This window comes from Lutibacter sp. (genome assembly GCF_046055765.1).
Lineage (GTDB): Bacteria > Bacteroidota > Bacteroidia > Flavobacteriales > Flavobacteriaceae > Lutibacter.
In genome coordinates, this window is record NZ_JASFZF010000002.1 from 1 (window position 1) to 13,969 (window position 13,969).

Sequence of the window (13,969 nt, forward strand, 5' to 3'; positions counted from 1 at the left end):
TAGCCACGATTTTCCACCAACTAAATTCACTAAAAATGCATCCTCAAATTTTTCTTGAGTTAAGAAGGAATTGACTTGTTTTTGAGTGACTTCTACTCCAGTTTCATCATCTATAAATGGAATACCATCAGCATCTAAATAAAAATTATTGGTTCGTAATAATGGGGAAATATCTAAATAATTATTTGATAATAAATTGGTGTTTACTTGAAACCACCAAAAGTTTGGATCTCGGTATTCAACACCTAAAGAATAAGCACGTTGTGGCGTTCCTGAAATATGATAATTTTTTAAATAGGCTGTTCCAAAATTACTATTTTCATCGGTAAAACTTTCAGATTGCAAATACAATTGTGGGTTATTATCATAAGTAAATTGACCAACTCCAGCAACTGCCAACAACTTAATAGTTGGTGTAGCCTGATATTCAAAGCTTAATTCAGCTCCAATATTCTTTTTATCAACTCCAGTGATAATTTCATTTACAAAATCGGCTTGATCACCCAATAATCCTTCTGCAAAAAAGAAAGATGTTTCAATAGCATCACTAAATTTTGTGTAATAAGTAGTAATCCTAGATTGAATTTTTGGTGAACGAAAAACATAGCTTACATCGCCTGAAATTATTTTTTCACTTGTTAAATCTGGAGTTATAGAATTATTAACTCTTGAATTTGAAAAAGAAGTTCTAATTGTTGGTGCGTTTGAAATAAACCCGCCGTTTATAGTTACTAAATGACGACCTGAATATTTATAGGTTAAACCTCCTTTCACACTAAGATTAGTAAATGTTACTTTTTTACTTTTTCCTAATGAATTAGACAAATATGTTCCATTTTGAAACAAACCTTCACGTTGATAATTGGTGTTTTTTAAGTTTAATCCAATAAAATAATCTAGTTTCCTTTTTGTGAATTGCAATTGAGCAAAAGCACTAGCTACTGAAGCATTTATTGTATAATTGTATTGAAATTTATCACCTACACCAACAACATTATTTGAGTTCAGTAAATTGTTTTGTTGCGCATCACCTTCCGCATATTGATCTAAATCTACAAAGCCACTTCCACCTAATAAATCTAACATATTTCCATAATTTTTAGATGTTAAATTTTTATAAGAAACACCTATATTTAAATTTATATTCTCAGTTAAAATGGCGTTAAACGTTGAATTCAACGAAATTTGAGTATCATCAACTCTATCTTCGTATAAATAATACAGCGAATTGCCATTATTCGAATTTACTTCATACAATTCATCCCAATTTATTTGTCCATTTTGCAATAATTCCTGTTCTGCTAAATACGCATTTGCATAATCTAAATTATTAGAAAATCGCAGATAACTACTTGGTAAATATTTCCAATACGTTGGATCTGGATTTGGTGCATTAAAATATCCTAAACGACTATTCCCAATATGCCCAAACTGATAAGCCAACGTTGTTTTTAAAGTCGTATTTTCTTTCGTGTAAAAATGACTTAACATTATAACAGGTTCTATAATTTCTTTCATTCTAGAGTTTCGTTTAGCACCTTCTTGATTTCCCCAATATGCATTGTATGTATCGCCTTTTAAATCGTACACTTCTTGTGTGTTTGGAGACGATTTTCCTCTTCTATTTGGAGCAACAAAAGCGGTTAAATTTAAGCTGTGGTGATTGTTTAATTTCTTTTCAATTGCTAAAAAACCAGCCCAAGCATTGTATGAAGTACCCTCTAAATAACCTTCATTGGCAATTCTTCGTGAGCCAGAAACAGTAATAGCCCAATTGTATTTACTCATTCCGGAAGCATAGGTTGCCATAACTCTACCCGTATAACTTTTATTGGTTGAAGAAAGGGAAATTTTAGTTACCTTTTGATAATCGGAAGCTCTTGTACTAAAATTGGTTGTTCCTAAAATCCCTCCAAATGTGTTTTCAGAAGCCGCTAAACCATTGGTAAATTCTTGATTTCTAAATGCATCATTCAATCCTCCCCAATCGCTCCATTGAGGTCGTCCACCAAATAATTTATTCATTTCAATACCATTTATAGAAATAGTTCCATAGCTAGAATCGTATCCACGAACTTTAAACCAGACTTGACCAAAATTAAAAGCAGCAGCTTTTAAATATCCATCTTTAGAAGATTGAAATAACCCAGCAATATAATCGGAACTTCGTTCTCCATCATTTAATAAATCATCATCTGATAAAGAAATTAATGTTGTTTCTTGAATTTCAGAAAAGATTTCATCTAAAAAAATAGTTCCTAAATATAAGTGTTGATTTTTATGAATAGTTATAGGTACGTTTTGATTTTGGTAACCATTATAAGTTAATTCTAAAACTTGATTACCAACAGGAATATTTTCAATAAAAAAATCACCCTTTGTAGTTGTTTCAACAAAAAAAGAAGTGTTTTTAATTTTTACCAAAACACCTTTTAATGGATTTTTAGAAGAAGCTTCAACTATTGTTCCTTGTATTGAAGTTCCTGTTTGTGAAGTTACATTTATTGTACAGCACAACCATACAATAGCAGTAATTACTATTATTTTCATTTGCAATTTTTTATTAAAAGTACTAAAAATATAAGAGTTTTACATTCTTTTTAATCTAAAAATTTAAAGTAACAATTTTACTCTTGTGTGTTAAAAATTGTTATTAAATTAGCTTCCTTATATAAAACCTATCATGAAACAATTTTCTTTAGTAATAGCTTGTATTTTATTTTTTTCAAATACAGTATTCAGTCAAAAAAAATATCAAATTAAAACAGTTGCTTTCTACAATCTAGAAAACTTGTATGATACCATTAATGACCCAAATAAAAATGATGAAGCCAGCCCTATGATGGAAATAAAAGAAAATAGAAGCGCTATTTATCAAAAAAAATTAAACAATATGGCTAAAGTTCTTTCTGAACTCGGCACAAAAGAAGCTAAAAACAGTCCTGTAATTTTAGGTGTTGCTGAAGTTGAAAATCGTACGGTTTTAGAAGATTTAATACATACATCTTACTTAAAAGATAAACAGTATAGTATTATTCACTATGATTCTCCAGATTTAAGAGGTATTGATGTTGCTTTATTATATCAATCCAACTATTTTAAACCAATACATCATGAAACTTTTGAATTAAAATTGTGGGATGAAAATGGTATGCGAATTTATACAAGAGATCAATTATTAGTTTCGGGTTATTTAGATAATGAATTAATTCATATAATAGTAAATCATTGGCCTTCTAGAAGAGGTGGAGAAGAAAAAAGTAGACCAAATAGAGAGAAAGCGGCTTATTTAAATACGCAAATTATTAAAAAAATAAAATTAAGTGACCCAAACCCTAAAGTGATTATTATGGGTGATTTAAATGACGACCCAACAAACTCTAGCTTAAAAAATATCTTAAAAACAAAAGCTATAAAAGCAAATGTACAAGAGGGTGATATTTACAATCCGATGGAAGATATGTTTAGACGTGGACAAAACACATTAGTGTATAGAGATAATATTAATTTATTTGATCAAATTATGATTACTTCTCCTTTATTAACAACAACGAAAGATTACTCTACTTACAAAATGTATAAAGTAAATGTTTTTAATCCTCAATATTTAACTACACAAACTGGAAAATACAAAGGATATCCTTATCGAAGTTTTGCAGGAAGTAATTTTATTGGTGGTTATAGTGATCATTATCCTGTGTATATGTATTTGATTAAGGAAAATTAGATTTAAATTTTCGTCTAGTTGATTCTACACTTCATCAAGGTTCGTTTAATATTATTTGTCAGTCTGAGCTTGTCGAAGACTTTTTTAGGTAGTTTTATTTTGAAAGCACTTCGACAAGCTCTGTGTGACAACGTTAGTATAACTAAATTATTAAACTTTAAAATAATTCCCCCTTCGGGGGTTAGGAAGCTTCCTCTTCAATATCTTTCAAAAGCAATTGTAAAGATGTATTCCCATTCCAATGGTTTTCATCAATATTAAAAACAGCTTTAAATGAATTTCCGTTGGTTGTTATTTGATGTTTGTCTCCCATACTAAAACCTATAGCATTATACGTTTTTTGATTTGAACCTTGAAAAATATTTAATTTTAAATGTGTTTCATCAGCGCCTACTTTTTTTAAAAAATACTTAATGCGTTTATTTTGAAATAGATAAATATTAATTTATTTGTTTTCTTAAACTTTTTTTAGTAAATTTCATGTTAATATCTACTACTAAAAATCATAATTTAAAAATTAGTATTAATCTAAATATTTAAGTCATGAAGAGGAGTGTCTCAAAAATTTCCGCGCTATTTATTGTTATTTTTTTATTCTCATTTACATCAGTTTTTTCTCAGATAAAAGTAGGGAAGACTATTAAAAAACCTGTTAATACGGTTATAATAAATAAAAAAATAATAAAGAAAATTCCTAAAATAGGTTTTAAAAAAGGTACTATAAATTTAACTGAGCCTTACAATGGAGATCAAAATGTCCCAATTAACTTAACATTCAAATGGGAGGCTGTACCCAATGTAACGTCATATGAATTAAAATATACGATTATTCAAGCTGTTGGAGATCCAGTAGTACCATTCACAATTATTTCAGGTATTGAAAATACATCCTATCAATTATCACTTGAAAACGGTAGAGTTTATTATTGGGGTATTAATACAATAGATACTAATGGGGTAAGATATGAAAGTAACTTACAAGGTTTTACAACCCAAAATTCTCCTCCAGCACAAGTATATTCTCCTTTTCCTGAAAATAATGAAACTGATGTACCTTCAAACGTTATACTCTCTTGGAGTCCAGTTAGCGATCCTGATGGTGACTCTGTTTACTATAATGTATTATTCAGTGATAATGTTTCTTTTGTAGAACAGGAGCAAGGCTATGCACAAGGGGTTATCGTAAGTTATTTACAATCTCAAACTACTTTCCAAACAAGTTTAGAGCCAGGAACTACATACTTTTGGAGGATAGAGTCTCGTGATAATAAAAATGGTAGAACTAGAGGTCCTATTTGGAATTTTAAAACTAGTCCTATTACATGGATTACGCCTATTACAACTGATACGTTTATAGATAATAGAGACCAAAAATCTTACAAAACAATAACCATTGGTTCGCAAACTTGGATGGCAGAAAATTTAGCCTATTTACCTGAAGTAAACAACCTACAAGATTCTTATGGAATAGCTCCTTTTTACAGTGTAATTAACTATGCTGGATTAGATGTTAACGAAGCAAAAAACACCTCTATGTATCAAACCTATGGAGTCCTTTATAATGCTGTTGCTTCAAGAACTGCTTGCCCAAATGGTTGGCATTTACCGAGTGATGCTGAATGGGATCAATTGGAATTATATTTAGGTTTGCCAATGTCTGAAATTGACGCTCTATATGAACGAGGAAGAGTTGTAGCTGGTTTGTTGAGAGAAACAGGAACGCAACATTGGCGTAATACCAATAACGATGTTAACAATGCGAGTCAATTTAATGCAGTACCTGCCGGATTCACCTATTTAAGTCATGTGAATCATAATGGTTTAGGAGACTTTACTAGTTGGTGGACGAGTACTCAAAACTCAAATAAACAAGTAATAAGAACCCTTTCAATACATCCAACTTATTTTGATATGAATTTAAATAAAGGTTCTTTAGAAAACGTGTATTCTTTATGTGTAAGATGTGTAAGAGATTAAATATTTATTCCTCTTGAATATCTTTCAACAATAGCTGAATGGAAGTATTTCCATTCCACGTATTTTCATCCAAACAAAAAGCAGCTTTAAAAGAATTTGCATTAGTGGTTAACGGATATTTATCTCCCATATTAAAACCAATGGCGTTGTATGTTTTTTGATTCGAACCTTCAAAAATCGCTAGTTTCAAATGGGTTTTATCTTCTCCTACTTTTTTACCATATCCATTATCTCGTAAACCGCTAGCCATAAATACAGGTTTCATATTTTGTGGCCCATAAGGTTCTAATTGTTTTAAAATTCGGTAAAACTTAGGGGTTACATCTAATAAATTGATTTCAGCATCAATGGATATTTCTGGAGTTCTAAGTTCTTCGGGTAATGTATTTTTTACAACTTCTTCAAACTTTGATTTAAAATTTTGATAATTTTCTTCTTTTAAAGTTAAACCCGCAGCATATTTGTGACCTCCAAATTGTTCTAAAAATTCTGAACATTGTTCCAATGCATTGTACACATCAAATCCTTTCACAGAACGTGCCGAAGCTGCCAATTTATCGCCACTTTTTGTAAAAACCAGCGTTGGTTTATAGTACGTTTCAATTAACCTAGAAGCTACAATACCAATAACGCCTTTATGCCAATTTTCAGCATAAACAACCGTTGAAAAGTTGTGTTGTTCCTTGTTTTCTTTAATTTGTTGTAATGCTTCAATAGTGATGTTTTTATCTAAAGCCTTTCTGTCAGTATTATTTTGTTCAATTTCTGAAGCAAATTTAACCGCAGTGTCAAAATCCATTTCGGTTAATAATTCAACTGCATAATTTCCATGTTTTATACGTCCTGCTGCATTAATTCTTGGAGCAATAGTAAAAACGACATCGGTTATTGTAAGTGTTGTTTTTTTTAATTGTTGAATCAAAGCTTTAATTCCATTTCTTGGATGTTGATTTATCACTTGTAAACCAAAATATGCCAACACTCTATTTTCACCTGTAATTGGAACAATATCTGCAGCTATTGCAGTAGCAACTAAATCTAAATATTCAACTAAATTATCAATAGTTTGATTTCTTTCACTTGCCAATGCCTGAATTAATTTGAATCCAACACCACAACCACATAATTCTTTATATGGATACTCACAATCTATTCGTTTAGGATCTAAAACTGCAATTGCTTCTGGTATTTTATCACCAGGCCTATGATGATCACAAATAATAAAATCTATGTTTTTTTGGTTAGCATACTCAACTTTATCAATGGCTTTTATACCACAATCTAGTGCAATAATTAACGTAATATCGTTATCTTCTGCATAATCTATTCCTTTATAAGAAATGCCATAACCTTCTGCATATCTATCTGGAATATACGTTGCGATAGTTGGCTGAAGTGTTTTTAAATAAGAAGAAAGTAACGAAACTGAAGTTGTACCATCAACATCATAATCGCCATAAACAAGTATATTTTCACCTGCTGAAATTGCTTTTTCAATTCTTGCAACTGCTTTATCCATGTCTTTCATTAAAAATGGATTGTGCAAATCACTTAAGCTAGGTCTGAAAAATGTTTTAGCTTGGTCAAAAGTTTCTATTCCACGATTTACTAATAATTTAGCAATCGTGCGTTCGACTCCTAATTCTTGAGCTAATTTTAAAGTTATTTGAGAATTTGGTTCAGGTTTTAATTTCCAACGCATAGCAGTGCTTTTTCCTCAAAAGTAAGCAAATTATTTTATTGCTCTATGTATACAATTTCTGTTGTAAGTTCTGAAAATTGACGAAACATTTGCATCACTCCACAGTAACGGTCCACTGAAAGATTTACAGATTTTTCAATTTTATCTTTTTTGAAATCACTTCCATAAAAATGATACGTTACATGTACTTTATTATAAAATTTTGGATGTTCATCGGTTAAATTAGCGGCTACTTCAACTTTAAAATCAGCTACTTCAGCACGCATTTTCTTCAATAAAGATATTACATCCATTGCTGTACAACCAGCTAATGAAGTTAACATCATTGCTTTAGGACGCAATCCTTCCCCTTGTCCACCAACAGCTTCATCAGCATCAATTAGTACACTTCCTTCAGGTGCTACAGATTCAAAAAGCATTTTACCTTTCCAGCTTACTTCAATTTTATTTGTCATAATTATTTTAATATTAAAAATGCAAATTTAAAAGAATTATTACTCATAATAGTAACATTCTTTACAATTTAACTACTAATATATTGTGAAAGAAGAAATCTTATAAAACAAACTTTAAATACTATTTATTCTTTTTAAAATTCAATGAATAGTAGTATATTCGATAACTTCTTAAAAATATAAAGCTTATGAAAGATTTTTTTGATGGAATGTCATCTTTAGAACAAACATATTGGATTATAGCCTTAGTTGGTTCCGCAGTATTTGTTGTTATTTTCTTACTCACTTTTATTGGTGGTGGTGATACAGATATGGATGCTGATGCTACAGATTTTGAAGCCGATGATGGCGGAGTTGGATTTCAATTCTTCACCTTTAAAAATGTGGTAGCATTTTTTACCATTTTTGGTTGGAGTGGAATAACTTGTATTGATAACGGCTTATCTTCTACAACTACACTACTAATTTCTACCATTGCAGGATTACTTATGATGGTTCTTACTTCGTTATTATTTTATTGGATGCATAAATTAGCTGAATCTGGTACATTAGTAATAAAAAATGCTATTGGTGTTATTGGTGAAGTTTATTTGCCAATTGGTGCAAACCGCTCTGAAATGGGAAAAGTACAAATTAAAGTACAGGGAAGTTTACGAGAATTAGAAGCAATAACCGATGAAATAACCAATTTAAAAACTGGCACAATGGTAAAAGTTACCGAAATTGTAAGTGCCGAAATATTATTAGTTGAACCTTTATCTAAACAAAAATAAACCATGAATTTAATTACATTATTAATACCATTACAAGCTGCAGCAACCGGCGTATATTTAGTTGGAGCAATAATTTTTATACTTGTTGTATTCTTTTTTTCTATGATAAGAAGGTACAAACGTTGTCCTTCTGATAGAATTTTAGTTGTTTATGGAAAAACTAGTGGCGGAAAATCTGCAAAATGTATCCACGGTGGAGCTTCCTTTATTTGGCCAATTATTCAAGATTATGAATTTTTAGACCTAACACCAATGTCTATTGAAGTAAACTTAACCAATGCGTTAAGTAAACAAAATATTCGTGTAAATGTACCTTCTCGTTTTACAATTGGTATTTCAACAGAACCAAGTGTTATGCAAAATGCTGCAGAACGTTTGTTAGGTTTAAATTTAGATGCAGTACAAGATTTAGCGCAAGAAATTATTTTTGGTCAGTTACGTTTAGTAGTTGCATCTATGGATATTGAAGAAATTAATTCCGATAGAGATCAATTTTTATCACACATTACACACAGTGTGGAGGCTGAATTAAAAAAAGTAGGTTTAAAATTAATTAACGTAAATATTACCGATATTCATGATGAGTCTGGTTATATTGAAGCTTTAGGGAAAGAAGCTGCTGCAAATGCTATAAATGAAGCTAAAGTTTCTGTTGCTCAAAAAGTAAGAGATGGATCTATTGGGGAAGCAAATGCAATGCAAGACCAACGTATCCAAGTTGCTGCAGCTCATGCAAATGCAATTGAAGGTGAAAATACTGCCAAAATACAAATAGCAAACTCAGATGCTGATAGGCGATCTAGAGAAGCGGAAGCCGAAAAAATTGCAATTGCTTCTGAAAAAGTACAATCTGCCAAAGCATTAGAAGAAGCGTATGCTGCTGAAAAAATTGCTGAAGATGCAAGAGCAAAACGTAAAGAAGCGGAACAAGGAGCCGATATTATTGTGCCTGCACAAATAGACAAGCGTAAAATTGAAATTGATGCGGAAGCGGAAGCAGAACAAATTAGAAGAATTGCTAAAGGGGAAGCCGATGCTATTTTTATGAAAAAAGAAGCAGAAGCAAAAGGGATGTACGAAATTTTAACCAAACAAGCTTTAGGTTTAGAACAAATTGTAAAAGCTGCTGGAGACAATGCAAAAGATGCTGTTTTATTATTAGTAGCTGATAAACTTCCTGAATTGGTTAAAACTCAAGCAGAAGCTATTAAAAATATTAAAATTGATAAAATTACCGTTTGGGAAAATGGTGGTAGTAAAGATGGTAAAACATCTACCTCCAACTTTATTTCTGGTATGTACAAAGCTGTACCACCATTACAAGAAATGTTTAATATGGCCGGTATGCAATTGCCAAATTATTTAAAAGGGGAAGCAATTGAAGATGCTAAAACAGACGATTCTTCTGATGAAAAAGAAATATAAAACGCTTAAAATTTCTACTAAATAGTAACCTACATTTTCTATACTCTTAATGAATATTAAGAGTATAGATATTAAAACTATGTTTAAAAATGAGTGCTGGAGGTCACATAATGGATATGATGAATCGGATAAGGCAAAATGCTGCTTTAAAAGTTTCTAGACGAAATACATTTAAAGGAAATAACTGGAACGGTATTTTTTTAAAAAATGCTACAACAAAACCCAAATATGATTTTCCTGAAGTGACGGATTCAGAATTAGAAATTATTAAGAATGAAATTAAAAAAGAAGCAGCAATGGAAAATGAAAAACAGAAAATTATCTGGATTCTTTTTATAATTGCTGTAGTGATAATCCTTCTTTTTTTTATATACTATTAAATTTAGAAAAACACTTTTTAAATATTAGTTATAAAATAGTTGATACTACTTTTAGTGAAAATGATTTTGAAAATCTAAAGCTGATATTGAAACAATTGCCTATTTTTGTGTGATTTTTTATAAATTTTATTGTTAATAAAATAAATCTTGTTTAGTAATAATATCTAGCAATGAAGTTTGCACCTAGTAAAATAACTTTCTTTATTATATTTTTAATAACTTCTGTATCATTAAGTTACGCTCAATTAGCAAGTTTACAGGATGGTCTTATTGTTAATTATAAATTTAATGGTAATTCAAACGATTCAAGTGGAAACAGCTTTCATACAACTGCAAATGCTACATTAACAGATGATAGGTTTGGAAATTCTAATATGGCTTATCATTTTAATGGAGTAAATGAATATATTGATTTACCAAACATCTCTCAGTTAAAACCAAATTTACCTGTTACAGTTTCATTTTGGGTTTATTTTGATGATTTAGAAGTCACAAAAACCTTTATATTTACTAGTGATTTTGCTCAAGATATCCATTCTGGTTTTAATATGAGTCTTACTTCAGCTACACCAAAAATTGCAGTTGCTTTTGGAGATGGTGGTGTAGCATCCGTTAATAGCAGAAGAACAAAAGTTGGTACAACAACAATAAAAGTCCAAACTTGGTATTTTGTTATTGTTACTATTGTTGATGCTTTAGATATGAATATTTATATTAATGAATACAATTCAGGTAATTTATGTTCTAATGATGGTGGAAGTTACTCTGGAAATGGTTCGAATATCAGTTACACAACAAATCCTGGAAGTATTGGCAGAAAAGATGCTAGTACCATTGATGACCCTTATTATTTTCAAGGAAAAATAGATGACTTAAAAATATGGAATAGAGCATTAACTTCTACAGAAATACTAAGTCTTTGTGAATTTAAAAATAATTCAACAACAAATACCCCTCCAACTATTACAGCTGCAGGAAACCAAAATTATTGTCCACTTTCTGATATTAATGTTGTTACAGATTTTAATATAATTCCTGGGAGTGAAGAAATTGAAGCTATTTTTATTCAAATTTCTGAAAATTATAGTATCGGTGAGGATACTTTAATTCTGACAAATCAATCTTCACATCCAACTATTACAACATCTTGGAGCGCATCTGAAGGAAAACTAACATTACAAGCAATAACTTCCTCTCCAACTGCTTATTTAGATTTAATTACTGCCGTTAAAGATGTTACCTTTCATAGTAATTCAACTACCATCTCAAGTGAAAAACATTTTTCATTCACCGTTGATGAAGCTAATTATTTACCTTCAACAGGTCATTATTACGAATATATAGAAGATATTGGTATTACCTGGACTACTGCGCAAATAGCAGCAGAAGGAAGAAATTATTATGGTTTACAAGGATATTTAGCGACAATTACATCGGTTGAAGAAGCTCAACTTTCAGGTGAACAAGCGGCAGGAGCTGGATGGATTGGTGGTAGCGATGCAACAACAGAAGGTATTTGGAAATGGGTAACTGGCCCAGAAAGTGGCATAAATTTTTGGAATGGTTTAGCAAATGGTTCAAGTCCAAACTTTGCTTTTTGGAATTCTGGTGAACCTAATAATTTAGGAAATGAAAATTATGCGCATATTACTGCACCTGGAGTAGGAATAACTGGCTCGTGGAACGATTTAAGTAATAGTGGAGATTCAAACCCCTCTAGCCCTTATCACCCTCAAGGTTATATTGTTGAATACGGTGGAATGCCCGGAGATCCAACATTAAATATTTCTGCAAGTACTAAAATTTATGTTTCAGAAACTGCACTAATAAACCCAAAAAATGGCTCAAATTGTGGATCGGGTTCTATTACATTATCTGCATCAGCAACTTTAGGAGGAACTGTTTTATGGTTTGATTCATTAACTGGAGGAACTGAATTAGGTTTTGGAGATAATTTTACTTCTCCAATTCTTTCAACAAGTAAAACTTATTATGCATTAGCATCAGCTGACAGGATTTGTACTTTTGGAACTAGAACTCCAATTACAGCTACTATTTATACTATTCCAACAATAACAGCTGTTTCACCAGCTGAAATTTGTAATAATGGTTCAGCAACTTTAACAGCAACTGCATCTTCAGGAACTATTAATTGGTTTACTAATTCAATGGGGGGAATACCTATTGCTTCAGGAACTAGTTTTACTCCATCATTAACAACTACAACAACTTATTATGTTGATGCTACTGAAAATGGATGTATCACACCAAATAGAACACCAGTTACTTTAACAGTAACTCATATTGCAAAACCAACTACAACAAATGTAAATCAGACGTTTTGTGATATTGAAAACGCCACTTTAACTAATTTATCTATTGTTGGAACTTCCATTTTATGGTATAATTTGGCAATTGGTGGTGCTCCTTTAAATAATACCACTATTTTACAAAATAACACAATATATTATGCTTCACAAACTGTAAGTGGATGTGAAAGCTCTACAAGGTTGGCAATTAATGTTTCCGTTTTTGAGACAGTAATTCCACTTCTTCCTGCTAATATTCTTATAATGAATGAATGTGATAATGCAATTGATGGAGACGATACAAATGGTTTTATTGAAGTTGATTTAACATCAAATGCTTCCATTTTATTAAATGGAAAATCTACTTTAAACTTTACAATTACGTATTTTAAAGATTCAGGATATATCAATCAAATTAATAATCCATCAGCATTTTCTAATACAGTTTCAGGCGGACAAACAATTTATGTTAGAATGGCTAATAATTCTGATAATTCGTGCTTTACAGATACTTCGTTTAAATTAAGTATAAATCCATTACCCATTTTAAAAAATGCAATTGTAACTCTTGAACAATGTGACGATGATTTAGCTAATGATGGATTTAGCAGTTTTAATTTAAATGAAGCAAATGAATTAATTTCAACTAATTATCAAAATGAAATTTTTGAATTTTATACGGATGCTGGTTTTACTCAACTTATAAATAACCCTACAACATATCAAAATCCAACAGTTATTAATAGCGAAGTTTTTGTTAAAATTATAACTTTAAATGGCTGTGAACGATTTGCCAACATACTTTTAAAAGTAGGTGCTACACAAATTCCTGCTAGTTTTCATTTAGATTATTATGCTTGTGAAGATTATCCTTCTAATAATCAAGATGGTAAAACCTCTTTCAATTTTAGCGATGCCGAACAACAACTAATTGATAGTAAAACTGTTTTCTCTTCTCAATTGGTTAGAATTTCATTTTTTGAAAATTTAGAGGATGCTTTGGCTGAAACCAACGCAATTTCTGATGTGTCTAATTATAAAAATTCTGACCCGTGGGAACAAAAAATTTATGCACGTATTGATAGTGATGATGTGAATGCTTGTTTAGGATTAAGTCATGTAATCACCCTTCATGTTGAACCTCTACCAATAGCAAATAGCGTTACCATAAGTAGACAATGTGATGATGATTTTGATGGCTTTTTTAATTTTGATGTTGCT

The 13,969-nt window shown here is 30.7% G+C and carries 10 protein-coding genes; 6 read left to right on the top strand and 4 right to left on the bottom strand.

All coding sequences use genetic code 11. The annotated features are described in order from the left end of the window. On the bottom strand, positions 1 to 2,550 hold a 2,550-nt coding region (locus QM495_RS00215; RefSeq protein ID WP_408670090.1), incomplete at its 3' end, for a carboxypeptidase-like regulatory domain-containing protein. Positions 2,551 to 2,683: 133 nt separating this feature from the next. Between QM495_RS00215 and QM495_RS00220 the strand changes: the two genes are divergently transcribed. After that, positions 2,684 to 3,727 carry an endonuclease/exonuclease/phosphatase family protein gene (locus tag QM495_RS00220; protein WP_408670091.1) on the top strand — a complete coding sequence of 348 codons (1,044 nt, stop codon included), beginning with the start codon at positions 2,684 to 2,686 and terminating at the stop codon, positions 3,725 to 3,727. Positions 3,728 to 3,908: 181 nt separating this feature from the next. On the opposite strand, the gene QM495_RS00225 is transcribed toward QM495_RS00220, so the two are convergent. Next, a complete protein-coding gene (locus QM495_RS00225) occupies positions 3,909 to 4,172 on the bottom strand; it encodes a hypothetical protein (RefSeq protein WP_408670099.1) in 264 nt (87 codons plus the stop codon). Between the two features lie 98 nt (positions 4,173 to 4,270). Here QM495_RS00225 and QM495_RS00230 point away from each other — a divergent pair, with 98 nt between their 5' ends. Next, entirely contained in the window at positions 4,271 to 5,704 is a 1,434-nt protein-coding gene (locus QM495_RS00230; protein ID WP_408670092.1) for an FISUMP domain-containing protein, read from the top strand. A gap of 4 nt (positions 5,705 to 5,708) precedes the next feature. Here the strand turns inward: QM495_RS00230 and recJ are convergent, their stop codons facing one another. Both recJ and QM495_RS00240 read right to left on the bottom strand, forming a co-directional pair. After that, positions 5,709 to 7,406: a single-stranded-DNA-specific exonuclease RecJ gene (gene recJ / locus QM495_RS00235; RefSeq protein WP_408670093.1), complete on the bottom strand. Its 1,698-nt coding sequence runs from the start codon at positions 7,404 to 7,406 to the stop codon at positions 5,709 to 5,711. 35 nt (positions 7,407 to 7,441) lie between these two features. Further along, entirely contained in the window at positions 7,442 to 7,861 is a 420-nt protein-coding gene (locus QM495_RS00240; RefSeq protein ID WP_408670094.1) for an OsmC family protein, read from the bottom strand. A 188-nt stretch (positions 7,862 to 8,049) separates the two neighbouring features. Between QM495_RS00240 and QM495_RS00245 the strand changes: the two genes are divergently transcribed. The 4 genes from QM495_RS00245 to QM495_RS00260 form a co-directional block, all read left to right on the top strand. Further along, positions 8,050 to 8,634: a hypothetical protein gene (locus QM495_RS00245; protein WP_408670095.1), complete on the top strand. Its 585-nt coding sequence runs from the start codon at positions 8,050 to 8,052 to the stop codon at positions 8,632 to 8,634. A gap of 3 nt (positions 8,635 to 8,637) precedes the next feature. Continuing rightward, positions 8,638 to 10,059: a flotillin family protein gene (locus QM495_RS00250; protein WP_408670096.1), complete on the top strand. Its 1,422-nt coding sequence runs from the start codon at positions 8,638 to 8,640 to the stop codon at positions 10,057 to 10,059. A gap of 89 nt (positions 10,060 to 10,148) precedes the next feature. Continuing rightward, positions 10,149 to 10,439 carry a hypothetical protein gene (locus QM495_RS00255; RefSeq protein WP_408670097.1) on the top strand — a complete coding sequence of 97 codons (291 nt, stop codon included), beginning with the start codon at positions 10,149 to 10,151 and terminating at the stop codon, positions 10,437 to 10,439. Positions 10,440 to 10,609: 170 nt separating this feature from the next. Next, a partial coding sequence (locus QM495_RS00260; RefSeq protein WP_408670098.1) for a LamG-like jellyroll fold domain-containing protein occupies positions 10,610 to 13,969 on the top strand: 3,360 nt, incomplete at its 3' end.

What these genes read in the sequence shown, in the direction of transcription:
- QM495_RS00220 (WP_408670091.1), top strand. Translation starts at nt 2,684, where the DNA reads ATGAAACAATTTTCTTTAGTAATAGCTTGTATTTTATTTTTTTCAAAT.
- QM495_RS00230 (WP_408670092.1), top strand. Translation starts at nt 4,271, where the DNA reads ATGAAGAGGAGTGTCTCAAAAATTTCCGCGCTATTTATTGTTATTTTT.
- recJ (WP_408670093.1), bottom strand. Translation starts at nt 7,406, where the DNA reads ATGCGTTGGAAATTAAAACCTGAACCAAATTCTCAAATAACTTTAAAA.
- QM495_RS00240 (WP_408670094.1), bottom strand. Translation starts at nt 7,861, where the DNA reads ATGACAAATAAAATTGAAGTAAGCTGGAAAGGTAAAATGCTTTTTGAA.
- QM495_RS00245 (WP_408670095.1), top strand. Translation starts at nt 8,050, where the DNA reads ATGAAAGATTTTTTTGATGGAATGTCATCTTTAGAACAAACATATTGG.
- QM495_RS00250 (WP_408670096.1), top strand. Translation starts at nt 8,638, where the DNA reads ATGAATTTAATTACATTATTAATACCATTACAAGCTGCAGCAACCGGC.
- QM495_RS00255 (WP_408670097.1), top strand. Translation starts at nt 10,149, where the DNA reads ATGAGTGCTGGAGGTCACATAATGGATATGATGAATCGGATAAGGCAA.